The 24,454-nt window shown below is 43.7% G+C and carries 22 protein-coding genes; 15 read left to right on the forward strand and 7 right to left on the reverse strand.

Features of this window, described 5'->3' with window-relative positions; all coding sequences use genetic code 11:
- Positions 1 to 109: 109 nt before the first annotated feature.
- Complete coding sequence (locus tag L4C38_RS02775) at positions 110 to 2,101, reverse strand: methyl-accepting chemotaxis protein (protein ID WP_428795984.1); 1,992 nt, start codon at positions 2,099 to 2,101, stop codon at positions 110 to 112.
- A 225-nt stretch (positions 2,102 to 2,326) separates the two neighbouring features.
- Between L4C38_RS02775 and hinT the strand changes: the two genes are divergently transcribed.
- The 7 genes from hinT to L4C38_RS02810 all read left to right on the forward strand — a co-directional run bounded on the left by hinT (position 2,327) and on the right by L4C38_RS02810 (position 8,540).
- On the forward strand, positions 2,327 to 2,677 hold the full coding sequence (gene hinT, locus L4C38_RS02780) for a purine nucleoside phosphoramidase (protein WP_428795985.1): 351 nt from the start codon (positions 2,327 to 2,329) through the stop codon (positions 2,675 to 2,677).
- Positions 2,678 to 2,753: 76 nt separating this feature from the next.
- Positions 2,754 to 4,157 carry a COG3014 family protein gene (locus L4C38_RS02785; protein ID WP_428795986.1) on the forward strand — a complete coding sequence of 468 codons (1,404 nt, stop codon included), beginning with the start codon at positions 2,754 to 2,756 and terminating at the stop codon, positions 4,155 to 4,157.
- Positions 4,157 to 4,543 carry a YcfL family putative periplasmic lipoprotein gene (locus L4C38_RS02790; RefSeq protein WP_428795987.1) on the forward strand — a complete coding sequence of 129 codons (387 nt, stop codon included), beginning with the start codon at positions 4,157 to 4,159 and terminating at the stop codon, positions 4,541 to 4,543. The genes L4C38_RS02785 and L4C38_RS02790 overlap by 1 nt, the downstream gene beginning before the upstream one ends.
- A 62-nt stretch (positions 4,544 to 4,605) precedes the next feature.
- Positions 4,606 to 5,196: a penicillin-binding protein activator LpoB gene (gene lpoB / locus L4C38_RS02795; protein ID WP_428795988.1), complete on the forward strand. Its 591-nt coding sequence runs from the start codon at positions 4,606 to 4,608 to the stop codon at positions 5,194 to 5,196.
- 26 nt (positions 5,197 to 5,222) lie between these two features.
- A complete protein-coding gene (locus L4C38_RS02800) occupies positions 5,223 to 6,077 on the forward strand; it encodes a phosphotransferase (RefSeq protein ID WP_428795989.1) in 855 nt (284 codons plus the stop codon).
- Between the two features lie 153 nt (positions 6,078 to 6,230).
- Complete coding sequence (ycfP, locus tag L4C38_RS02805; protein ID WP_428795990.1) at positions 6,231 to 6,773, forward strand: alpha/beta hydrolase YcfP; 543 nt, start codon at positions 6,231 to 6,233, stop codon at positions 6,771 to 6,773.
- Positions 6,774 to 7,250: 477 nt separating this feature from the next.
- Complete coding sequence (locus L4C38_RS02810) at positions 7,251 to 8,540, forward strand: NAD(P)/FAD-dependent oxidoreductase (RefSeq protein ID WP_428795991.1); 1,290 nt, start codon at positions 7,251 to 7,253, stop codon at positions 8,538 to 8,540.
- 99 nt (positions 8,541 to 8,639) lie between these two features.
- On the opposite strand, the gene L4C38_RS02815 is transcribed toward L4C38_RS02810, so the two are convergent.
- The 4 genes from L4C38_RS02815 to L4C38_RS02830 all read right to left on the reverse strand — a co-directional run bounded on the left by L4C38_RS02815 (position 8,640) and on the right by L4C38_RS02830 (position 14,205).
- Positions 8,640 to 9,179 carry a GNAT family N-acetyltransferase gene (locus L4C38_RS02815; protein WP_428795992.1) on the reverse strand — a complete coding sequence of 180 codons (540 nt, stop codon included), beginning with the start codon at positions 9,177 to 9,179 and terminating at the stop codon, positions 8,640 to 8,642.
- A 180-nt stretch (positions 9,180 to 9,359) separates the two neighbouring features.
- On the reverse strand, positions 9,360 to 10,127 hold the full coding sequence (locus tag L4C38_RS02820; protein ID WP_428795993.1) for a peptidoglycan binding protein CsiV: 768 nt from the start codon (positions 10,125 to 10,127) through the stop codon (positions 9,360 to 9,362).
- Positions 10,128 to 10,165: 38 nt separating this feature from the next.
- Positions 10,166 to 13,630, reverse strand: coding sequence for a transcription-repair coupling factor (gene mfd, locus L4C38_RS02825; protein ID WP_428795994.1), 3,465 nt, complete (start codon positions 13,628 to 13,630; stop codon positions 10,166 to 10,168).
- A gap of 8 nt (positions 13,631 to 13,638) precedes the next feature.
- Positions 13,639 to 14,205 (reverse strand): PilZ domain-containing protein, encoded by a 567-nt coding sequence (locus L4C38_RS02830; protein ID WP_428795995.1) that lies wholly within the window; start codon positions 14,203 to 14,205, stop codon positions 13,639 to 13,641.
- Positions 14,206 to 14,380: 175 nt separating this feature from the next.
- Here L4C38_RS02830 and lolC point away from each other — a divergent pair, with 175 nt between their 5' ends.
- Genes lolC through lolE form a run of 3 tightly spaced genes read left to right on the forward strand, consistent with a single transcriptional unit; the run spans position 14,381 to position 17,512 of the window.
- Positions 14,381 to 15,589 (forward strand): lipoprotein-releasing ABC transporter permease subunit LolC, encoded by a 1,209-nt coding sequence (gene lolC / locus L4C38_RS02835; RefSeq protein ID WP_428795996.1) that lies wholly within the window; start codon positions 14,381 to 14,383, stop codon positions 15,587 to 15,589.
- A complete protein-coding gene (lolD, locus tag L4C38_RS02840; RefSeq protein WP_428795997.1) occupies positions 15,582 to 16,268 on the forward strand; it encodes a lipoprotein-releasing ABC transporter ATP-binding protein LolD in 687 nt (228 codons plus the stop codon). The genes lolC and lolD overlap by 8 nt, the downstream gene beginning before the upstream one ends.
- A complete protein-coding gene (lolE, locus tag L4C38_RS02845; protein WP_428795998.1) occupies positions 16,268 to 17,512 on the forward strand; it encodes a lipoprotein-releasing ABC transporter permease subunit LolE in 1,245 nt (414 codons plus the stop codon). Before lolD ends, lolE begins: the two co-directional genes overlap by 1 nt.
- Before the next feature lie 140 nt (positions 17,513 to 17,652).
- On the opposite strand, the gene L4C38_RS02850 is transcribed toward lolE, so the two are convergent.
- Positions 17,653 to 18,162 (reverse strand): DUF2062 domain-containing protein, encoded by a 510-nt coding sequence (locus L4C38_RS02850; protein ID WP_428795999.1) that lies wholly within the window; start codon positions 18,160 to 18,162, stop codon positions 17,653 to 17,655.
- Positions 18,163 to 18,170: 8 nt separating this feature from the next.
- On the opposite strand from L4C38_RS02850, the gene L4C38_RS02855 reads away from it, so the two are divergent.
- The 5 genes from L4C38_RS02855 to kdsB are packed head-to-tail and all read left to right on the forward strand — an operon-like array spanning position 18,171 to position 24,128.
- Positions 18,171 to 20,423 carry a DNA internalization-related competence protein ComEC/Rec2 gene (locus L4C38_RS02855; RefSeq protein WP_428796000.1) on the forward strand — a complete coding sequence of 751 codons (2,253 nt, stop codon included), beginning with the start codon at positions 18,171 to 18,173 and terminating at the stop codon, positions 20,421 to 20,423.
- Positions 20,424 to 20,456: 33 nt separating this feature from the next.
- Positions 20,457 to 22,208 carry a lipid A ABC transporter ATP-binding protein/permease MsbA gene (msbA, locus tag L4C38_RS02860; protein ID WP_428796001.1) on the forward strand — a complete coding sequence of 584 codons (1,752 nt, stop codon included), beginning with the start codon at positions 20,457 to 20,459 and terminating at the stop codon, positions 22,206 to 22,208.
- A gap of 3 nt (positions 22,209 to 22,211) precedes the next feature.
- Positions 22,212 to 23,219 carry a tetraacyldisaccharide 4'-kinase gene (gene lpxK / locus L4C38_RS02865; protein WP_428796002.1) on the forward strand — a complete coding sequence of 336 codons (1,008 nt, stop codon included), beginning with the start codon at positions 22,212 to 22,214 and terminating at the stop codon, positions 23,217 to 23,219.
- Complete coding sequence (locus tag L4C38_RS02870; RefSeq protein ID WP_428796003.1) at positions 23,200 to 23,379, forward strand: Trm112 family protein; 180 nt, start codon at positions 23,200 to 23,202, stop codon at positions 23,377 to 23,379. The genes lpxK and L4C38_RS02870 overlap by 20 nt, the downstream gene beginning before the upstream one ends.
- Positions 23,379 to 24,128: a 3-deoxy-manno-octulosonate cytidylyltransferase gene (gene kdsB / locus L4C38_RS02875; protein ID WP_428796004.1), complete on the forward strand. Its 750-nt coding sequence runs from the start codon at positions 23,379 to 23,381 to the stop codon at positions 24,126 to 24,128. The genes L4C38_RS02870 and kdsB overlap by 1 nt, the downstream gene beginning before the upstream one ends.
- Positions 24,129 to 24,195: 67 nt before the next feature.
- Here the strand turns inward: kdsB and L4C38_RS02880 are convergent.
- On the reverse strand, positions 24,196 to 24,454 hold a 259-nt coding region (locus L4C38_RS02880; RefSeq protein ID WP_428796005.1), incomplete at its 5' end, for an IS3 family transposase.

Consider the following 24,454-nt stretch of genomic DNA (forward strand, 5'->3'; position numbering starts at 1 on the left):
TGAATCAACGAGCAAGCCTTAATATCCATATAATGTTCAGACGTATAAAAAACAAGGGCGATTAGTCAATTTAATCGCCCTTGTTCAATTATTTAGCCAGAAATTGACATTAGACAGTAAATCGATGGACTAACTCTCCTTGCTGGTTCGCTAAATGAGTCAAGTTGCTGCTAGCTTCTGCTATCTCAGTCATCGCCCGATAACTTGAGTCTGCAATTTCATTAATTTCCTCAATACTCTGTGCAATCTCGGTAGTGGTATTGTTCTGTTCTGCTGCGGCACTTGAAATATGACCACTCATCTGACTGATCTGCATAATGAGAGATTGGATTTCCTCCATAGCGCTGTTGGCTTCGGAAGCGTGATCGACAGACAAGGTCATATCATCCATGCAACTTTGAATCACACTGTTAGCGGAACTAGAACTGGTTTGCAGCGCGCTAATCATATTTTCAATTTCAGATGTGGACTCGGTCGTGCGCTTTGCAAGCACGCGAACTTCATCGGCCACGACTGCAAAACCACGACCTTGCTCACCGGCTCGAGCTGCTTCAATTGCCGCATTAAGCGCTAGTAGATTGGTTTGTTCGGCGATATTACGAATTACATCAAGTATCGAGCCAATTTTACTGCTCATGTTTTGCAATTCTTTTACCGCACTGACCGAATCGGTTAATCGAAGTTCAAGCTGATTGATGGTAGTAATGTTGGTGCTCATTATTCTACGACCTTGCTCAGAGGCGACCTCAACTTGTTCGACCATCTGCAATGAGCTTTGTGCACTTTGTGCGACTTCATCGACTGATTGACTCATCTCATTCATTGCCGTTGCCACACTAGCGGTTTGTTGTCTTTGTTGATTCAACTGGTGTTGTGCACCTGACAGTGTTTGCTGGTTGGTATTGGCAGTATTGGTGAGGTCATCAGAGGCATCATTCAGGCGTATAATGATATTGTGCAAGTTATCAGCCAAAGTATTGATGTGCCCACTTACGCGGCTAAATTCGTTGTTGTAGCGAATGTCGATTCGTTGAGTCATGTCGCCATCACTCAGTGCCTCTAACGTTTTTAGTATGCTATGAAGTGGCGTACGCACACTATGGGCGATGTGGTAGCCAATACTAGCAGCCAAAGCGACGACGAAAATACAAAGGAAAATAGAACGAATTAAGCCTGAATCGTAAACTTTACCAGCTTCAACTAGCGATTGGTTAAGGCTCTGTTGAGCATTGTCACTAAATGACAGTAGTAAAGTTCGTGAAGTGTCGACTTCGTTGGTCAAATTCGCAATATTTTCATACAAGGCTTTACGTGCAATTAGGTAGCTATTGTGTTGATCAAGTACGCCACCTTTGCGACCAATATCAATCGTGAACTGAGCAACCGGTGCATCGAATTTTTCTTTCAACTCTGGCATCTGTGACGTTAGCCCGCGATATGCATAGTTGAGGTGTGTAACTGCTTTCTTGTTTTTGATTACCGCTTCCGCGACAAATTCAGTATCACTACTGGCGAGGGCATCCGACGTGATCACTTCTGCATCTGTTAATTTAACGAAGTAGCTTTTGGACATTATCTTGACGGCAATATTGTCTTGCTTATCGACGTACTCTTTCATGCCAGCACTCAGCTCTGAGTGCAAACGTTGAAATTGTCGAGTTGATAGTTGAACTTGGGCTTGGGATTCAAACATGCTGCGATAATTTCCCATGGCCTCATCGGCTTCTGAGAAGTAGCGTTGTTTAAGTTGTTTGACTTGCTCGATTCGTTCAGCCAGCTCAGGGTTATTGCCGCTAGCCGCCTCAAGTTGTAGTAAGGTTTGATCGTAGTGGACTTGTGATTCGATGAACTGTGTGTGGATCTTATCCATGCGCTCAAAGCTTTGTGTGGTGAGGTAATCTTTAAAAAGCTTGTCTGCAGAAAGCAATGCAACGTTGGTATCGTTAGACAATGAGACGAGCGGTAGAGAAGTATTAGTGACACTCGCAAAATTAACATGAATTTGTTCCATGCTGCGCACTGCCAGAAACGTAGACACTGCAAACATCAATATGATCAATGCAAAGCCAGCGTACATTCGTCGGATCACTGAGCCTTTCATGGATCTCTCCTTACTCTGATAATTTGTAGTGCAAATTATCAGAGTTAGGACGATTGTTTTGATAGTGATACATACGTTTTATGACGCACAAGACAAAAATAAGTTCTACGGCCGGTAATTCTTAATTCGTCAATCTTACCGAACATTGTTTTTAATTGTGATTTAGTGACGCATGACGCATACTCGTAATATCATTAAGTTAGGTCAAATATGATGGAGTCCAGCATGGCTGAAGAGACCATATTTAGTAAGATTATCCGCAAAGAAATCCCGGCAGATGTTGTCTATCAAGATGATCTTGTAACGGCGTTTCGCGACATCAATCCGCGAGCACCAAGTCATATCCTTATTATACCAAACAAACTGATTTCCACGATTAATGACATTGAAGCTGATGATGAGCTAACAATGGGACGCATGTTTACGGTTGCTAAGAAATTGGCAAAAGAGGAAGGGGTCGATCAAGACGGCTATCGCCTGATTATTAACTGCAATGCGCATGGCGGGCAAGAGGTTTACCACATTCATATGCACTTAGTAGGTGGTCGTCCTTTGGGTCCTATGCTAATGAACTAAACTAGACTTTGTAAGGTCTACATAAAAGCACAATCGTTCGGATTGTGCTTTTTGTTAAACACAAACACAAACACAGATGGAGTACGAATTGAAAATAACTATTCGACTCATAGTATTAAGCTGTAGCATTATTCTTCTTGCGGGGTGTGCCAACTTCTCTGCTGGTAATCTATTTAGCCACTACAGCGCTCAAAATCAAACGATGTATCAAGCTGTAAAAAAAGGCGATTATCTTGCCGCACAGCAAGCGCTGCCAGATGAAGTTGCAGGTGATATTCTCGATAACTTTGAAAAAGGTCGAGTATACCTGCTTAATAATGATGATGAGCAAAGCTTAAATGCGTTAGAAGTAAGTGATCAAGCTGTTCGAACAGAGCAAGACAAAGCCACAGTTTCAATTTCAGACACAGCGACTAGTATTGGTTCGCTTGCGGTCAACGATAACCTCAATGTCTACCAACCTGCCGATTATGAACTTGGTTTTCTCCATCTATACTTAGGTTTAAACTACGTTAAAGAGAATAAGTTAGATGATGCGTTAGTGGAAATGCGTCGAGCAAATCAGGTTCAAGAGCGCGCAAAAGCGGAGCGGGAACGCCAACTTAACGCCGCTGAATCCGAGATGCAAGCGCAAGGTTTAACGCCCAATCTTGGTAGTGTGTTGTCAAAGTATCCTGATGCGGGGAAAAAACTGCAGGCGGTTCAGAATGCATACTTGTTGTATGTTTCTGCGCTGTTGTTTGAAGCCGATAAGGATCTTAATAGTGCGTATGTCGATTATCGACGAGCACTTGCAGTAATGCCAGATAACCGAGCGGTTGTTGACAGTACTATGCGAACCGCAAAGCGCCTCGGAATGAGTGACGATTTACGTCTTTTAGAGAAGCGTTATGGAAAATTTGATGCAAACACTCCCGGAAGCGGGCGTGTCATTATTTTGCAAGAGCAAGATGTGGTTGAGGCGATGCAGGGCTGGAAGCTTTCTTTACCGCTCTTTGACAGTCGCGGTAACGGAGCAGTGTATTCTTTAGCACTGCCTTATTACCCGTCTGCAAGTTTGGTAACGTTTTCATCTTTACGCGTTAACCAACAAGCAATAGCATCAGATCTGCTTGCAGATACCAATTTAATGGCGCAGCAGAATTTGTCAGAGCGCATGCCGAATATCGTTATTCGACAAGCATTAAGGGTTGTGGCTAAAGATCGGATCCGCAAAGAAACCGCAAGCAAAGATGATGTGGGTAATTTGCTTTTTAATGTATGGAATACGCTTACAGAACAGCCGGATACTCGCAGTTGGCAAACTCTGCCAGCGGCTATTTACAGCAGCAGTTTGATGGTAGAAGCGGGAGCGCAAAATTTAGATATCGGGGGGCAGTCATATCAATTCAATGTTTCAGAAGGAAATACAGTTTTGGTTTGGCTATCTAGACAAGGAAACAGTGCCACGGTGTGGCATAAGCAATTAGGAAGATTGTAATGAAGAAATTCGTTTTAGTGATCTTATCAATATTTGCAATAGCGGGGTGCACCACCAATACCTCTGGGTTGCGCATTGATGGCAACGCGCAAAAAGTACTTTTTGCCAATGATTCGATGTCTCGGAGTCTCGAAGTTAACGATATTACCACCACGGTGGTAGATGACCATACACAAGGTATCGTCAGTCTGACGAGTAACATTAGCTCTGATCACGATTTGCTGTACCGATTTTATTGGTATGACGCTCAAGGGTTGGAAGTGAGTAAGCTGGGAAATTGGAGACGATTAATCATTCGCGGTGAAGAAACGGTATCGATTTCCGAAATATCAGTTAATCCAAATGCCACTCAGTTTCGAGTTCAAATAAGAAATAACAACGACTAAAAATTTTGGGAACCAATCTCTAATAGATTTGGTCAAACCGGTTAAAAGCGAAGGAACATAGAATGAACAAAAGTGTAATAGCACTACTCGGTCTTGCTGTCATGTTAGGTGGCTGTTCAAGTCAAGTGAACTACGGTGATGCGCAGGCGGTGGAAACAACGACGATAGATTTTGGTTCTACGGATCTACAAACTATCGCTGGCGAAATGGTAGACAGCATGCTGCAATCGGGTTCCGTATCTGCGATTACGCGTGATTCTCGCCCAATCGTATTTGTTGAGCGAGTTAAAAACAAAACTAGCGAGCACATTGATACGGAGTCAATTACTGATACCATCAGTACTAAGATGCTTAATTCGGGTAAATTCCGCTTTGTTGATATGGGGCGAGTAGAGGCTGTTCGTGATCAACTGAACTTCCAAAACAACGATGAGTTAGTCAATCAAAGTAATGCGATTCAGTTTGGTAAAATGGTCGGTGCGCAATACATGCTTTATGGCAACCTATCAAGCATTGCCAAAAACGCTGGTAGCGACAAAGATGTTTACTACAAAATGACTATGCGCTTGATGGATCTTGAGAGCGGTCTTATTGAATGGGCCGATGAAACTGAGATTCGTAAACAAGAATCAAAAAGCTTTTTGGGCTTATAAAAACTAAACAGTAGAAGGAACGTTATATGGCGCGAATGTCATGGCGTGAAGCTTGTCAGCTCGACGGTTCATTAGTGGCTTTAGAACGTTTCTTTACTGTACCCCCTGACTACGCCCAAACTTTGACTGGTGGGTTAACCAATCGTTGCTGGAAAGTAGTTGAAAATAATGGTCAAGCTTATGTGTGGCGACCAACAACAGCGATTACTCAAGCATTCTCTATCTCACGTTTCCAGGAGTATCAGATCCTCTCCACCATCCAAGATTCGGGTATCAGCCCTAAACCTATTTTTATTAACGAAAAGGGCTTGTTGGTCGAATGGCTTGAAGGGACATCACTCTCAGAAGAAATAACCTTTACGCAAATTCTTGAAGCGCTCGTCTCCGTACATACCCTCCCGACAACACGTATACCTGTTGCTCCATTTAATTATACTGCACGTGTTGACCATTATTGGATGCAGATAAGATCTGATCTGAAAAATGAAGAGTATCAATCAATCTATCGCGATTGGCGTAACGCCCCAAGCTTAGCCGATGTCGGGTATACCTTGTGCCATTTTGACCTCGCTGGTTACAACATGGTTGATGCGCAACAAGGGGTGCAGATTATTGATTGGGAATACGCAACCATCGGTGATCCGCGGCTGGACTTAACATTGAGCATTGACGTGGCGGGTGTGGATGAAATGGATGCGATTCATCGCTACTGCAAACTGCGGCAGTTGGAGGGGATTGATGATTGGTTTGAAGGCGTTCAGGCTTGGCGTCCCAGAGCGAATACGATGGCGATGCTTTGGTATTTGCTAGCGTATCAGCTTTGGGGAGATGAATACTATCTACATCAAGCAGAACAATTAAAGCAGCAGTTTTGCTCGTGAGATCACTGTTTTGCTGAAAGCTAGTTAGAATGTTTTCTCTAGCCCTTTAAAACCCTTGTTTTCATGTTAGATTAAATTGAGCTTGTTGCGATTTAGTTAGTCAATCCGAACTAGTCTTTAACAACGAGCCTGCAGTTCAATCGGGGATTAAATATGATTATCTACTTACACGGATTTGATAGCACCAGCCCAGGCAACCACGAAAAGGTACTTCAACTCCAGTTTATTGATGATGACGTTCGTTTCATCAACTACAGTACGTTACACCCAAAACATGATATGCAGCATTTGCTTAAAGAAGTGCATAAGGTGATCGAGCAATCGGACGATGCCAATCCGATTATTTGTGGTGTCGGTTTGGGCGGTTATTGGTCAGAACGGATCGGTTATTTATGTGGCATTAAGCAAGTCCTATTTAATCCGAATTTACACCCAGAGCAAAACATGCAAGGGCGTATTGATCGACCGGAAGAGTACGAAGATATAGCCACTAAGTGTGTGGCAGAGTTTCGAACTAGTAATAGTAAGCGCTGTTTAGTCATTTTATCGAAAGAAGATGAGATTAATAACAATCAAAATACTGCGCAAGAGCTTAACAGTTATTACGATATTGTTTGGGATGACGTGCAAACGCATAAGTTCAAAAAAATCTCTCATCACCTACAAGTAATGAAAGCTTTTAAAGAGGCTCACTAACACTCAGTTCCCTTAACAATAGAGTTTAGCTGCACTGAGTTCTAACGGTACCCTGAGGGTGCCGTTTTTTTATGTTCAATTCGCTCGCTGTCAAAACGTAATATATATCCAAGCATCTTGAGGTTACTTGGGTATAACCAATGAGGTGTAGGTCTTTAAAAATCCATACATTTTCTAATGAGTTTATTGCAATCTCTTGTTGCGTCGTACTTTTTGCCATATATAATGACTTACATAAAATTTATTTGATTGAAATCAAAAAAAATTGAGAGCGAGTGAAAAACTTGCCCAGAATTTGCAGTTTAGCACGTGTTTTTCGTGGTCAACTGCCAGTTTGCACTTTGCAAACTATTGCTAATCGCGTGTTTACGGAAAGAACCTCTATCGCATTCAATGTGCGAAGCCCTAGAAATTTTTATTAGTTCGCCAAGCGAGCTAAACCAATTTATACGTTTTTTATTTTAGAGGACAGTTGTTGTGACACGAATTATCGTAGTAGGTGGCGGCGCAGGCGGCCTAGAGCTTGCAACAAAGCTAGGTCGTACTCTTGGTCGTAAAGGTCGTGCAAAGGTTACTTTGGTTGATCGTAAAGCCAGTCATTTATGGAAACCGTTGTTGCATGAAGTTGCGACAGGTTCATTAGATGAGGGAGTTGATGCATTAAGTTATCGCGCTCATGCTAAGAATCATCATTTTGATTTCCAATTAGGCAGTTTGGAAGGGATTGATCGCGAGCGCAAAGTCATTTCATTAGCAGAATTGAAGGATGAGCAAGGCGAATTGTTGATGCCAAATCGAGATCTTGAATACGATATTCTCGTTTTGGCTATTGGTTCAACGTCCAATGATTTCAACACTCCAGGTGTTCGTGAGCACTGTATTTTCTTAGATAGCCCAGAACAGGCACATCGTTTCCGTACTCAAATGAATAATGAGTTTTTGAAGCTGCATGCCAAAAATGGCCAAGGTACGGTCGATATCGCGATTGTTGGTGCAGGTGCGACAGGCGTTGAGTTGTCGGCAGAGCTGCACAATGCGGTGAAAGAACTACGTACTTATGGCTTTGGGGATCTAGACTCAAGCAAGCTAAACGTAAACCTTGTTGAAGCTGGAGAGCGTATTCTTCCTGCATTGCCTCCTCGCATTTCTGGTTCTGCGCACCAAGAGCTGACTAAATTGGGTGTCAATGTCCGTACCGCAACTATGGTGACTCAAGCGGATAATGACGGTCTTACAACCAAAGATGGTGAGAAAATTTCAGCAAAAATTATGGTTTGGGCTGCGGGTATTAAAGCTCCTGATTTTATGAAAGAGATTGGTGGGCTTGAAAGTAACCGAATCAACCAATTAGTTGTTAAAGATACGTTGCAAACGACTCGTGATGACAACATTTTTGTTATTGGTGACTTGGCACAATGTACACAAGCCGATGGATCGTTTGTTCCACCACGCGCTCAAGCAGCACATCAAATGGCTAGCCGCGCGTTTGGAAATATTGTAGCCATGATGGCAGGGCGAGAGCTGAAGTCATATGTTTATCAAGATAAAGGCTCACTCGTTTCTTTAAGCCAATTCTCTACCGTTGGTAGCTTGATGGGTAATTTGACTAAGGGTTCAATGATGATTGAAGGTCGTATTGCACGTATCGTGTATATCTCGCTCTATCGCATGCATCAAATGGCGTTACACGGTGTGTTTAAAACGGCGCTGATTGTCCTGATGGGACGTATTAACCGTGTGCTTCGCCCGAACCTTAAGCTGCACTAATTGATACCTTCATATTAATATGAAGCACTAAGAGCCCCTTTAGGGGCTCTAATTTATCTGGCGATGTATTCGTTCTCGTGGAGTGAAAAAGAGAGCGATTTAGGTTGGGATAATTGAGTAAACCGCCCCTTGCTGGGGTTCAGTATTGAATATAAATCGATTATCTGCGAGCGTTTCAAATCGAGCTCCGCAAGCGATAGCTAACTTTTGGCTGGTAAGGTTTTTGGGATCACAGACAATCTCCAACCTGGTAAGCTTGAGAACATCAAAACAGAATTCACACAATGCCAGTACTGCCTTGCGCGCATACCCTTGATGTTGGAATTCATCCGCAAGCCAATAACCTAAACTAGCCATATTGAATGTTTGATATAGCTCATTAATGGCTACCATTCCAAGTAATTTGTCATCGCCGCGTCGGAAGATGCCAAATCCGTAAGCTTCAGATTTTACCCAATTTAATCGGGTTGCTAGTACAAATCGATCTGCCTCTTGTAAGGTAAAATCTTCGTGACACCACTCAATCCAACGATGAAGACTGGGAGAGTTGCTGACTAGTTGTTGCAACTTTTTGCCTTCCTCTGCATCAATTAAGCGCAATATAAATTCTTGAGTAATGATTTGATAATCTGGGCTCATGCTATCTACAGGTAACTATATACAGAGTTTAAAGTATATAGTACTGATTTTGCTCGCAACAGATTCAGTGGTGAAAAGTTAGATGATAGAAAGATTTAAAGCTAGCTTCTAGAAAGAAAAACGCCCAGATAGACTGGGCGTTTAGAGTATTGAGTGGCTATCAAAATGATAAGCTGATAACTAGTTAACTCGGCGTACCTGAATGATCATCCCCATTAGAGGGTGATCAAGGAAGTGAGTTTCACTGCTGCGCATTCGACGTTTCTGATCCATACGGTAGCTTTTTAAAAACTCTTCAGTATGTACCGTGGGTGTTACCTCTGTCATTAAACCCGCTTGCACAGTGTTATTGCTATTAAAATCAATATCTTGAGTTATCTCTACTTGGCGGTCTTCAAGTATAACATCCCGTACACTTGGTTCTTTCAGATCGAGTTGAACATCGGCGTATAAGTAATGTTCTACATAAATCTGTAGCTTGCCGTCCAACTCGTAGAGAGGTCCCGGAATGCTCTGCTCTTGAACACCTTCAATCACTGACTCGTTATGAGAGCCTATTGGTGAACCATTACGATTGAATTGACCGGAATAGTTTTTACCCGCTGTGATCTGGAAAACAGGTGCAGACAAACGCCCTTTGTCACCTTGGCGCCATGCCTTGTGCATAAGTATTTGGAAACCGGCATGATTGCGTAGTTTTTGTGCTTCACTATCAAGTTGGTAGCTTGAACGTGACAGCATTTGTACACCTTTACGAGCACGGTAGTTGCTATCGGCAAAGCTACCTACTTTTTCCATGTTAATTTCAGGCAGAGTATTTGGCCATGACTCGGTCACTTGCTCTGCATCCACTGCACGTTTAAAAATGATCACTTCTATATCAAATTGTCGCTGTGCCCAACTTGGCAGCGCAACGAAGAAGAGAAGCAGTGGGATCAGCTTTTTCATTACATCTCCATATACGGGTGAGTAGCCACCCGGAATATTTAGTTTTGTTTTGGTAATAAGTTTTGCTGGAATTCTCCCAGCATGTCAGTAACAAACTGAATTCTTTTACGCCTATCTACTAATGGTACCGTAAACTTAAATTTAGTCGGCCCTTCCATCGCAAATTTTTGTGGCTGAGATTGTAACAGTTTAACTAAGTACATTGGATTAATGTCAGCATTTGGGTAGAACTCAATATATCCGCCCTTATCTTGAGCTTCAATTTTCTTCACTTTTAATTTTGCGGCTGAAAGCTTCAGCTCTGAAATTGAAAGTAAGTTTTTAGTCGCATCAGGTAACAAGCCAAATCGGTCGATAAGCTCCACCTTCAAACCGTCCAACTCGTCTTTTTCCAAAACACTCGCTATCTGCTTGTACATAGACAGGCGAGTGTTAACGTCAGGAATGTAATCTTCCGGTAGCAGAGATGGAATACGCATTTCGACTTCGGTTTGCTCGCGCAGTAAATCATCGAGTGAAGGCTCTTTACCTTGTTTAAGAGCTTCAACAGCTTGCTCAAGCATTTCCATGTACAAAGTAAAGCCAACGGATTGAATTTGACCACTTTGTTCATCACCAAGTAGTTCACCTGCGCCACGGATTTCTAAATCGTGAGTCGCAAGTGTAAAGCCTGCACCGAGATCTTCAAGTGATGCGATGGCGTCTAATCGTTTAGTTGCATCTTTCGTCATCGCTTTTGGATGTGGAGTAAGCAAATATGCATATGCTTGATGATGCGATCGACCAACGCGCCCTCGCAATTGGTGTAACTGTGCTAAGCCGAGATGATCTGCTCTGTCCATAATAATGGTGTTGGCGGTGGGGACATCAATCCCTGTTTCTATGATGGTGGTACACACCAACAAGTTAAAGCGTTGGTGATAGAAATCGTTCATCACTTTTTCAAGTTCACGCTCGCGCATTTGACCGTGAGCGACAGTGATTCGCGCTTCTGGGACTAGTTTTTCCAAATCTTCTGCAATTTTTTCAATCGTTTCAACTTGATTGTGCAAGAAGTAAACTTGTCCCCCGCGCATGATTTCACGTAATACGGCTTCGCGGATTGCAGCGTCTTCTCGCTGACGAACAAAAGTTTTGATTGCCAGTCTTCGCGCAGGCGGAGTGGCAATAATCGAAAGATCGCGCATACCACTCATCGCCATGTTTAATGTTCGAGGAATAGGTGTTGCTGTCAGTGTGAGGATATCGACATCTGCACGCATCGCTTTCATTTTTTCTTTTTGGCGTACGCCAAATCGATGTTCCTCGTCGACTATCAACAGACCGAGATCTTTAAATACAATATCGCTAGAAAGTAATTTGTGCGTGCCGACAACTAAATCTACTTTGCCGTCCGCGAGATCTTGCAGCACTACTTTTTGCTCTTTGGCGGTTTTAAATCGTGATAAAACTTCAACTCGGATTGGTAAATTTGCAAAACGATCGCGGAAGTTTTCGAAGTGCTGCTGGGCAAGTAGGGTTGTCGGGACTAAAATTGCAACTTGTTTGCCGTTATCGGTAGCAACAAAAGCGGCACGCATGGCAACTTCAGTTTTACCAAAGCCGACGTCACCGCAGACTAAGCGGTCCATTGCTTTGGCTTGGCACATATCGGACAGCACGGCATTAATCGCCATTGATTGGTCGTCGGTTTCTTCGAATGGGAAACCTGACTTAAACGTTGCATACTGGTCGCGATCTAAAGCAAATTTGTAGCCGGTCTTTAACTCACGGTTGGCATATACGTCCAGCAGTTCTGCGGCGACATCACGAACTTTTTCTGCGGCTTTACGACGTGCTTTTATCCAAGATTCGCCACCCAATTTATGCAGCGGTGCACTATCTTCAGCGCCGCCAGAGTAGCGGCTGATTAGGTTTAGTGAGGCTACCGGAACGTAGAGTTTCGCTTCATTTTGGTATTCGAGAGTTACGTATTCGGTAGTCATACCACCAGCTTCTAGGGTTTGTAGCCCTAGGTAGCGACCAATCCCGTGATCAATGTGTACTACAGGTTGCCCTGGTTTTAGTTCGGCTAAATTACGGATTACCGCATCACTGTTGGTGGCCTTTCGATCCTTACGACGGCGCTGAATAACACGATCGCCAAGCAGATCGCTTTCACAGATAAACGCAATTTGTTCATCACCATAGAGGAAGCCATGTTCGGCAGCGCCTAGCACCAAAGTGAATGCTTCTTTATGGGCTAGGGCATCACAGAAGCTGTCGCATTCAATTGGACGCAATTTGATACGCTGCAAAAGTTCTAACAGCGCTTCACGTCTACCTTCTGATTCTACAGAGAAGATGATTTTACCGTGGTAGCTTTCACTAAACTGACGAAGTGCCGCCATTGGTTCTTTGTTTTGATGCTGAACTTTGAGCTCTGGCAGTGGTGATATATTTGGATTAATACGACCTTGCTTCTCTACGATAGAGTCAACTGATAGCACTGCCTGCGGCAGCGTTTTAAAGTAGCTAAACAGCTCGTCCTTCTTTAGCCAAAGCTCATGCGGTGGCAATAACGGGCACAGTGGGTCGACATTGCGCTGATCATAACGATAGTCGACATCAGTTAAGAAGGTATCAATCGCCGTTTCCAAATCACCAACACTGATCAATTGAGTGTCATCGGAAATATAGTCGAATAACGTTTCTGTTTGCTCAAAAAATAGTGGCTGCCAATATTCGATACCTGAAGGCCATGTGCCCTTACTTACCTGCATATAGATTGATTCGGGTTCTCTGCGCGCTTCAAAACGTTGGCGCCAGCGAATACGAAAGTCTTCAATCGCTGTCTCTGAGGTTGGGAATTCATGGGCTGGCAGTAAGCGAATTTCGCTCACGTCATCGATAGAGCGTTGGTTCTCTGGATCGAAAGTACGTATGGTATCAATTTCATCATCAAAGAAGTCGATACGGTATGGGTCGGTTGAGCCCATAGGGAACAGATCAATGATCGAACCGCGACTGGCGTATTCGCCAGGACCAAATACTTGGTCAGTATGTCGATAACCCGATTTATCCAACTGTATGCGGAGTTTGTTTAACGAAAACAGATCTCCTGTTTTGACCATGAGCGTATGTTGCATCAAATAGTCACGCGGCGACTGACGCTGGAGTAATGTGCTAATTGGCACAATCGTAATGCCGCTATTTTGTGTTGGCAGTTGATAGAGGCGGGCAATACGATCGGAGATAATTTCTTGATGAGGTGAAAAATTATCGTATGGGAGTGTTTCCCAATCGGGGAACAAGGTAACGCTTTCGCTAGAAAATTGTTCCAACTCTTGTTGCAGTTTCAGTGCGCTTTGAGGGTCAGATGTGGCGAGTAGTGTGTGTCCATTATGCTGCTCTGCCAGTTCTGCAATGGCGAGCGCAAGCGCAGAACCCGGTAAGTTACCTACGTGCTTTTTATCACCAGCACCGGCAGGGTTGATAAGATTGAGTAATGATGATTTTGACATATCTTAGTTTATTTTTCGCGATTCAGTGAGCGTTGACGAAGCAGTTTTTGTTGCTGATATAGAGCTGCCTTGATGAGTAGATCTTGGTCTATATCACGTAACAGGTCGTATTTGACTGAAATCGTATACTGTTCATCTTCATTTGTGCAGTCAAAAATGGAACCATAGCAATATATCGCGGCCGCAGGATGGTCAAGAAACAGCTTTACTCGTACTTTGCGATCGACAGCCAATGGCTCTAGAGCTCGGTAGTTAAATTGGCTCGCGCCAAATGATACGGTTTGATGACGAACAGCAGAATCATCTTGCTGCGATAACATAAAGGTTAGCAGAAGATTGAGTTTCGCATTTTGAGTATCAAGTAGGTTGATAACGTGTTTGAAATCGTTTGATTTGAGTTCAGCACGTGCAGCATCATTTAGCTGGTCAAGTGAACTGAACTCACTGGCGACGAGAAACGGAGTTGGAATTTCATCTGTAAATGCCTCGAAAGTCGGATAAGCAAAATCGCTAGCCAAGGGTTCGACATTGACGGTCATTTGGTGATGTACAGTGAAGTATTCTTGGTCAGACATGAACTTTTCCTTCTATTGATGTTCTGATTATCGTCATACACACCAACTAATCAAGATATGTCATTGTTAATAGCAGACTTAATTACTCATTTCACCGCGAAATGACCATTTAGGGGTATCAGCCTCTCAAATTAACCGTTACAGTATTCGCCATTAATAGGTTTTGGTTTTTCTTATGTTTCATCCAGTGTCGACCTATATCGGATTGCGTTACCTTAGAGGCCGCTCCGGTGATAGGTTCAGCCGTTTCGTCTCTTATATGTCTACTGCTGGCATCACTATTGGTGTGATGTCGCTAATTACTGTGTTATCGGTTATGAATGGTTTCGAAGCACAGTTAAAAGGTCGCATTTTAGGTGTGTTACCGCAAGCCATTGTTTCCCAAAATGATGGTAAAACGCTTCGAACTGAACAAGCACCTGATTTTATTCAAGCTATGTCGACCGCAGGCAAACCTGAGCCGATCGTGCAAAGTGAAGCTGTGATCCAAAGTGCAAAACAGTTGAGTGCTGGTTTGTTGATTGGTATTGAGCCAAATGAGCATGATCCGATTGAACAGCACTTGATCGCTGGTCGACTTTCAAATCTCAAAGCGGGCACATATCAAGTCTTTGTTGGTAGTACGTTGGCACGTTCAATGGATATTGGTCCAGGTGATAAAGTGCGCTTGATGGTGACCAGTGCCAGCCAATTTACTCCGTTAGGTCGTATTCCTAGCCAACGTCTATTTACTGTAGCTGGTATCTACAATACAGGTTCTGACGTCGATGGGCAGCTTATGCTGACTCATATTGATGACGCTGCGCGCCTTATGCGTTTTAATAAGCAAACTATCACAGGTTGGCGCTTATTCTTTGATGACCCTTTTGTGGTTAGTGAGATGAGCCAGCAGCCTTTGCCCGATGGCTGGCAATGGCAAGATTGGCGCGCTCAGCGTGGTGAGCTTTTCCAAGCCGTAAGGATGGAGAAAAATATGATGGGCTTAATGCTTGGACTAATTGTAGGTGTTGCAGCGTTTAACATTATTTCGGCTTTGATCATGGTCGTCATGGAAAAGCAATCTGAAGTGGCGATTCTTAAAACACAAGGCATGACCGATCGACAAGTGATGGCTATTTTCATGGTGCAAGGCGCCAGTAGTGGTGTCATGGGAGCCTGTATTGGTGGGGTGTTTGGCGTATTACTTGCCAGTAATCTCAATAGCCTCTTGGAAAGCGCTGGTATTGCACTCTTTTCTATTGGCGGCTCATTGCCTGTCGTGATTAACCCAATTCAAATTATGATTGTAGTAACTTTAGCTGTGATGCTCAGCTTAATTGCAACTGTGTTCCCTTCTTATCGAGCATCATCTGTAAAACCTGCTGAGGCATTAAGATATGAGTGATCTACTACAGTGTCGTGATGTGACAAAAATCTACCACGAGGGCGCGCTAGAGACTCAAGTATTAAAAGGCGTCAGTTTTGATCTTAAACGTGGTGAATTGGTCGCAATTATTGGTACATCAGGTTCAGGAAAGAGCACGTTATTGCATGTACTCGGCGCATTGGATGATACAAGCGCAGGTCAGGTGACATTTCTAGGACAAGAACTGTCTAAACTTAGCTCGAATAAACAAGCAAAACTGCGTAATCGTCATTTAGGCTTTGTGTATCAGTTTCATCACCTATTAGCTGATTTTAGTGCGTTAGAAAACGTCGCTATGCCTTTGCTAATTGGTGGCATGAAAGTCGCTGAAGCGAAGCAAAAAGCGCAAGCTTTGCTAGAAAAAGTGGGCTTGTCACATCGTGTAGAACACAGACCTTCAGAATTGTCTGGTGGTGAGCGTCAGCGTGTCGCCATCGCTCGAGCGTTGGTCAATAGCCCTGATTTGGTATTAGCTGATGAGCCAACTGGTAATCTCGATCATAAAACAGCCTTGGCGATCTACGATTTGATGCGTGAGCTAAATCGTGAATCGGGTACGGCATTTTTGGTGGTGACCCATGACGGTGAACTGGCAGGGAAAATGGATCGAAAACTGCACATGCAAGATGGGCTATTGGTCGATGTGGGGGACGCTTAGTGTTTTCGTCACTTTCGTTATTTATCGGTAGACGATTTAGCCGCGCAAGGCAGCGTAACAAAATGGTGTCGTTTATCTCACTATCATCAACCATTGGTATTGCAGTGGGTGTAGCAGTGATCATTATTGGTCTATCTGCGATGAATGGTTTTGAGCGTGAGCTAAAAGATCGTGTGTTGTCTGTGATTGCTCATGGTGAGTTCGAAGGAGTGAATGCGCCTATCAAAGAATGGTCGCAGGTGATCGATCAAGTTGAAAAACATCCAAAAATTGAAGCGGCTGCTCCTTATATCAAAATGACGGCTTTGGCAGAGCGTGGGCAGCAACTCAAAGCGATAGAAGTACGAGGTATTGATCCGACTAAAGAATCATCGGTGTCGAATTTAAGCCAATTTATTGATAGCGACACTTGGCATAATTTCCGCGCTGGAGAAAAGCAGGTCATTCTAGGACAAGGTGTTGCCGATTTGCTCAAAGCTAAGCGAGGGGATTATTTGACCTTGATGATCCCGTCAACGGGTGGAACGAGCCAAGTACAGGCACCTAAACGTGTTCGCGTAAAAATTGCTGGGTTACTCAAGCTTAATGGGCAGATAGATCATAGTTTGGCGTTGATCCCACTGGAAGATGCGCAAAGCTATGCCAAGTTGGGTGAGGCGGTGACAGGGGTTTCAGTGCGGGTTACTGACGTGTTGGATGCCCATCAAATAGTGCGAGAAGTGGGCAACACTCTAAATGTGGTTGTTTACTTACGTAGCTGGCAGACTAAATATGGATTCTTATACCGAGATATCCAAATGGTCCGGACCATTATGTATTTGGTGATGGTTTTAGTCATTGGCGTAGCGAGTTTCAATATTGTTTCTACTTTAATGATGGCAGTAAAAGATCGTGCGGCAGAAATCGCTATTTTACGAACCATGGGTGCAACGGATAGTTTGATTAAACGTATTTTTGTCTGGCAAGGTGTTTTTTCTGGTGTATTGGGCAGTATTGTCGGTAGCGTGCTTGGTGTACTGGTAGCGTTGAACCTGACTAGTCTTATTAAAGGACTAGAGTCATTGATGGGGCATCAGTTCTTGTCAGGAGACATTTACTTTGTCGATTTCTTGCCTTCTCAAGTAATAATGGGAGATGTGATATTGGTATCTTCGACTGCGATTATCTTAAGCCTATTAGCGACATGGTACCCGGCGTCTAGAGCTAGTCAGCTAAATCCTGCAACTGTGCTTAGTTCAAAGTAACTTCAACGCGCTTAGCCTAACAAGTATGAAAAAAGGACCTATTGGTCCTTTTTTCATACTTGTTCTTCAGTCTTTGTGGCGTGAGCTACGAGTGACTATTCAAATTGGTATTCAACAGTGGATACACAAGCAAAGGCGTTTTATCTTGAACGACGTTGTTGCCAACTGCGCACTACCGAATAGCGCCAAAGCCCTTTAATGCCAAAATAGCCTGCCATTGCTGATATAACGCCACAAATGAGGCAACCAAGTAAGAATGGAGGACCAATGGTGCTCATTTGGTGCAGGATAAAATCCCACGAAAGTTCAAAGTGAAAAGGTTGTGGCGGTACATGCATTACCCAAGCGCCAACTTTGTAGGCGAAGTAAAACAGCACGGGCATAGTAATTGGATTACTGACCCACACTAATGCAACGGAGAGGGGTAAGTTTACGCCGCAGAGGATGGCTAACCCTGCCGACATAAGCATTTGGCTTGGTAATGGAACAAAAGCCATAAACAAACCTACCGCAAAAGCGCCCGCGGCTGAGCGTCGGTTGAGACACCATAGGTTTGGGTTATAAAGCACGTTGCCAAAAATCTTTAATGCCTTTTGACGTTTTATTACTTCGTGGTCAGGCATAAAGCGTTTTATGAATTTTCTTGGCATAAGGGAATATGACTCTCTTTGTTAATTATTGGACGTTGTCGTCGTTCGCAATACTCATCATAACCACTCCTCACTGGTGGCAGTTACCGGGGTGGTTTTGGTCAGTTCCATGCCTAGTGTGGCTCTTGCTTTGTATTAAGTTTAGATGGCTGAGATGGGGCTGTGGGTTGATCGCTGCGCTATTGGTCGTGATAGTGAGCGGCAATCTATTGCGCCATCAGACGAACACCCTGTTCAATGCCAGTTTAGATCTTACCATAAATGCCGAAGTTGACAGTCTTTTTAAACCAATAAATCATGGCTTTCACGGCATAGTCGTGATCAGATCAATCAATGGTAATAAAATAGACTATTTTTCACGACCAAGAGTGTACCTCACTGCGCCACATCATCTTAAATTGGGCGAAAATGTTACCGCGCGAGTCAAGTTGAAGCCTGTCATTGGTGTCCTCAATCGAGTTGGTTTTGATAAAGAAAAATATGTGGTTAGCCAACGAGTTGTCGGTCAGGTTTCGATAGGTTCGAAGGCGTCTATCATTATCGAAAGTACAACGTCTTGGCGGCAAACATTATTTGCAAAAGCAATCGAGTTAACCAATGGCTTAGAGCATAGAGGTCTATTGTTGGCGTTGACGTTTGGTGAAAGGGCTTATGTCGACAAAAATCAATGGTTGAGGCTACAGCAAAGTGGATTAAGCCATTTAGTGGCTATTTCAGGATTACATATTGGTATTGCCTTTGGTTTTGGTTGGTTAGTTGGTTTTCAGTTTATTCGCTTTGGTGTCACCAGTTTGTGGGTTCCAACGATCGCTTCGATGCTGTTTGCTTGGAGTTATGCATGGCTCTCTGGCTTTTCATTACCAACCGAACGAGCGGTAATTTTACTGACGATCTTTGTCTGCTTAAGACTGTTGAATATTGCCGCAAGTAATCGCTACAAATGGCTGCTAATGCTTGCTGGTTTATTGCTTTATGATCCGTTCTCTGTTTATTCAAATAGTTTTTGGCTTTCAGTGTGTGCAGTTGCGATTGTGTTTTTGATGCTGTCGTTGCGGCTAGGGCAAGGCTCCAAGTTTAAGCAAGCGCTTTTAATTCAATTTGGGTTAGTGTTATTGATGAGCCCTGTCATTGCGCTGATATTTCATGGTGTCAGTTTGGGCTCGTTCATCTATAACATATTGTTTGTGCCTTGGTTCAGTTTGTTCGTGATTCCATTGCTTTTAGCGACGATGGCAATTTCCGCTATTGCCCCGCAAGTAGCAGCGCCGCTCTATTCTCTTGCTGATTTGAGTTTAATTCCCGTCATTAGTGCGACTAATCTAAGTCATTTTTCATGGCTTCCGGTATCAATGTATACGGCTTCATGCATACTGTTTATCACGGTCTTCTCGCTGATGAGGGCATTCTTTGATTCACGCTTTATTGCTGTCGCCTTGCTATTGACAATATTGGGCATTGCCGCCCGTCGAGATGATTTTGATTGGCGGTTAGATGTGTTAGATGTAGGGCACGGTCTTGCCGTCGTTATCGAAAGTAATCAAAGGGCGATAGTTTATGATACAGGTGCGTCATGGGAACATGGTAGTTATGCCAAGAGCGTCATCGTCCCTTATCTGCATTCACGTGGTTTGACGCTCGATACTATTATCATTAGTCATTTTGACAATGACCATGCTGGTGGCTTGCGGGATCTTCTACAAAGTTGGCCGTTAGCAAAGGTTATTTCAAGCCAAGTTTTCCATGAAAAGAATGCTCAATCGATATTCTGCATTAAAGGCGACAGTTGGTATTGGCAGCAATTGACCTTTGAGGTGCTTTGGCCGCCGAAAGCTGTTACTCGTGCATACAATCCTCACTCTTGCGTGATTAGAATAATGGATAATGTGAATCGGCATAGTGTATTACTTACTGGCGATGTTGAAGGTGTGGCTGAATGGTTGCTACTTAGAGAGCCAAATCTGCTTAAAAATGATGTAATTTTGGTACCACACCACGGTAGCAGAAGCTCTTCATTGCCCGATTTTGTTGAAGCTGTGGATGCCAATGTTGCGATTGCTTCAACCGCTTATCAAGGACGCTGGACGCTGCCGCATCCGAAGGTGAAACAGCGCTACATCGATCTAGGGGCACAATGGTTAGAAACTGGTGCAGAGGGACAAACCAGTTTGTTTTACCAAGGGCAAAACTTGCGTATTGTAACTATGCGAATAGCGAAAGGACGGGCTTGGTATAGGCAGATGCTGCGTAAGCGAGTAGAATAGAAAGATTATTGTAAAAAAGATTAAAGCAATTTTATGTCTGTTGACCAAGATGAAACTACGTTGCAAACCTTTAAACGTTTGTGGGCGTATATTCGCTTATACAAATTAGGTTTATCTGCGGCAGTTGTCGCGCTTATTATTAATGCTGTCGCTGATACCTATATGGTATCGCTTTTGAAACCCCTTTTGGATGAAGGTTTCGGTAACGCAGAGTCCAATTTTCTGCGTATTTTACCGATGATAATCTTTGGCATGATGATTGTTCGTGGTTTGAGCGGTTTTGTCTCAACCTACTGCTTGAGCTGGGTTTCGGGCAATGTGGTTATGGAAATGCGCCGTAGCATATTTAACCAGTTTATGCATATGCCTGTATCGTATTTTGACAAAGAATCAACGGGCGGTTTGCTCTCTCGTATTACTTATGATTCAGAGCAGGTAGCGGGGGCTACCAGCCGTGCGTTAGTGAGTATTGTTCGTGAAGGTGCAAGTATTATCGGCTTGCTAACGTTGATGTTTTGGAACAGTTGGGAGTTATCGCTTGTATTGATCGTGGTTGCGCCAATCGTAGCGTGGGCGATAGGCTTTGTTTCTAAGCGCTTTAGAAAAGTATCAAAGAACATGCAAGAGGCGATGGGGCATGTGACTTCATCCGCTGAGCAGATGCTCAAAGGTCACAAAGTGGTATTAAGCTACGGTGGTCAAGACGTTGAGCGTGGACGCTTTGATGTGGTGAGCAACAAAATGCGCCAACAATCAATGAAGTTAGTCGGTGCGCAGGCAATTGCCAACCCAGTCATTCAGCTTATTGCTTCAGTCGCATTGGTGACGGTACTGTTCCTTGCTAGTGTGGATTCTATTCGTGAAACCTTGACGCCAGGTACCTTTACCGTGGTGTTTTCTGCAATGTTTGGTTTGATGCGTCCGTTGAAAGCGTTGACCAACGTGACCTCTGATTTCCAACGTGGTATGGCAGCGAGCCAGACCTTGTTTGCGCTAATGGATTTAGAGACAGAACAAGACAATGGTAAATTTGAGACAGCTGTTACTCGTGGTGTGGTCGAAGTTAAAGAGGTAACTTTTACTTACGAAGGCAAAGAAAAACCGGCGCTTTCGAATGTTTCATTTGTTATTCCACAAGGCAAAACATTGGCGCTGGTAGGGCGTTCTGGCTCAGGCAAGAGCACGATTGCCAACCTATTCACTCGTTTCTATGATGTTGATTCAGGGGCAATTTACTTAGACGATCATGACGTGCGTGACTACAAACTGTCGAATCTGCGCAGTCATTTTGCGCTCGTGTCTCAAAACGTTCACCTCTTCAATGACACTATTGCGAACAATATTGCCTATGCCGCGACGGAAAAATACAGCCGTGAAGATATTGAGCGCGCAGCTCGTTTAGCTCATGCGATGGATTTTATCGACAAGATGGATGACGGTCTCGATACCGTAATTGGTGAGAATGGTGCAAGCCTATCGGGTGGTCAGCGCCAACGCATTGCCATTGCGCGAGCGTTATTACGCGATGCGCCAGTTTTGATTCTAGATGAGGCAACATCAGCACTTGATACTGAATCAGAGAAAGCGATCCAAGCGGCGCTAGATGAACTGCAAAAAGACAAAACGGTATTAGTGATTGCTCATCGTCTATCGACCATTGAAAAAGCGGATCAAATTCTCGTGGTTGACGAAGGTGAAATCATTGAGTGTGGTAGCCATCAAGAGCTCATTGCTATGCCAGAAGGTGCATACTCTCAACTGCATCGAATTCAGTTTGGTGGCTAAACCATGATTGAAAAAATCTGGTTTGAAAATCATCCGCTTAGGTATTTATTGTGGCCACTGTTGTGGCCGCTCAGTAAGCTATTTGGAATAATCAGCCGCTCACGACGCCAAAGCTACCAGTTAGGAAGCAAAGAGACCTATCGAGCACCTGTTCCGGTGATCATTGTTGGTAATATTACCGCTGGTGGTAATGGTAAAACGCCGATGGTGATTTGGCTGGTGGAAAAGCTACAAGCGTTGGGGTATACCCCTGGCGTGGTATCGCGTGGTTATGGCGCGAAAGCGCCGACTTACCCATTGATTGTTGATGAAACAACCTCAACATTGCATTGTGGTGATGAACCAAAGCTGATTTTTAAACGCACTAACGCAGCCGTTGCGGTTGATCCTATTCGAGCCAACGCGGTTCAAGCGCTTTTGCCTTTAGGTGTCGACATTATTATTACCGATGATGGTTTGCAACATTATGCGTTGGAACGTGATATTGAGTTTGCGGTCGTTGATGGAAAACGTCGTTTTGGTAATCAACAATTGTTACCTTTAGGTCCCCTTCGTGAGTGTGTTGAACGCCTCGACGAGGTTGACTTTATCGTTACTAATGGCGGTCAAGCACAGGAAAATGAAGCGGCAATGACGCTTAAACCAAGCTTGGCTGTGAATTTAAAGACGCACGAAAAAGTACCTGTAACTCAGTTAAGACAATTGGTAGCTATGGCTGGTATCGGTCATCCACCAAGATTCTTCGATACATTGACCCAGTTGGGTGCCGATCTTGTTCATTGCCAAGGTTTTGCCGATCATCAAGATTTCCAAGTATCACAATTGGCAGAGCTAGCTTCGCGTGGTACACATCTAATTATGACTGAAAAAGATGCAGTCAAATGTGCTGAGTATGCTGAGGGGAATTGGTGGTATTTGCCTGTTTCAGCAAGTTTTTCTCAACATGATGAGAACCGCATCTTAGAACAAATTAAACGAACAAAGGAATATTATGGATCACCGTCTGCTTGAAATCGTTGCGTGCCCAGTATGCAAAAGCAAATTGACTTATGATAAAGATAACCAAGAATTGATTTGTAAGGCTGATCGTCTTGCTTACCCGATTAAAGAAGGTATTCCTGTGCTGCTAGAACCTGAAGCACGCACTATGGGTATGGATGAGGGCAGATAATGTCGTTTACGGTTGTTATTCCTGCTCGCTATCAATCAACGCGATTGCCGGGTAAACCGCTGGCAGATATTGCTGGTAAGCCAATGATCCAGTGGGTGTATGAACAAGCGATTCAAGCGGGGGCCGATAATGTAATTATTGCCACTGATGATGAGCGTGTTGAACTTGCAGCAAAAGAGTTTGGCGCCCAAGTTTGTATGACCTCACCAGATCATGAATCAGGTACTGAGCGTTTGGCAGAAGTGGTTAAGCTGATGGGTATTGCTGATGACCACATTATTGTTAATGTGCAGGGGGATGAACCATTAATTCCACCATCGATTATTGCTCAGGTAGCCGACAACCTCGCCAATAGCCAAGCACCTATGGCAACATTAGCGTTGGAAATTACCGATGAAGCTGAAGTGTTTAACCCGAATGCGGTGAAAGTGCTGACTGACAAAGATGGCTACGCGATGTATTTTAGCCGTGCAACGATTCCATGGGATCGTGATAATTTCGCTAAGAGCAACACCATTGTTCAGCCTCTACTTCGTCATATAGGCATTTATGCCTACCGAGCAGGTTTTATCAATACCTATATCAATTGGCAACCTAGTGCTTTAGAAAAGATTGAATGCCTCGAACAGCTACGTGTACTTTGGTATGGTGAAAAAATCCATGTCGCCGTGGCAAAAGAAGCGCCGTCTGCGGGGGTTGATACGCCTGAAGATCTAGAAGCGGTAAGAGATATTATTGCCAAGCGTTAAGTCTGTTCTAGCTGTAAAAAGAAAAGCCAGCCGAATTGAAGTGACCCCGTAAAGTTGGACATTTCTGTTAAGCGGCTTTCAAGGCCTGAGTTCGATATTCTATCGGAGTCAGGCCTTTTAGTTTCACTTTTATACGTTTGGTATTGTAGTACTCGATGTATTCTTTAATTTGCTCTATCAAATCATCTGCATCTTCAAAGCTTTGGTTGTGATACATCTCTGTTTTGAGTAAAGCAAAAAAGTTTTCAGCAACAGCATTATCCAAGCAGTTACCTTTTCTCGACATGCTTTGCGTTAACCCACTCTCCGCTACCTTTTTCTGGTAC

The sequence above is a fragment of the Vibrio kasasachensis genome, from assembly GCF_050337565.1.
GTDB lineage: Bacteria > Pseudomonadota > Gammaproteobacteria > Enterobacterales > Vibrionaceae > Vibrio > Vibrio kasasachensis.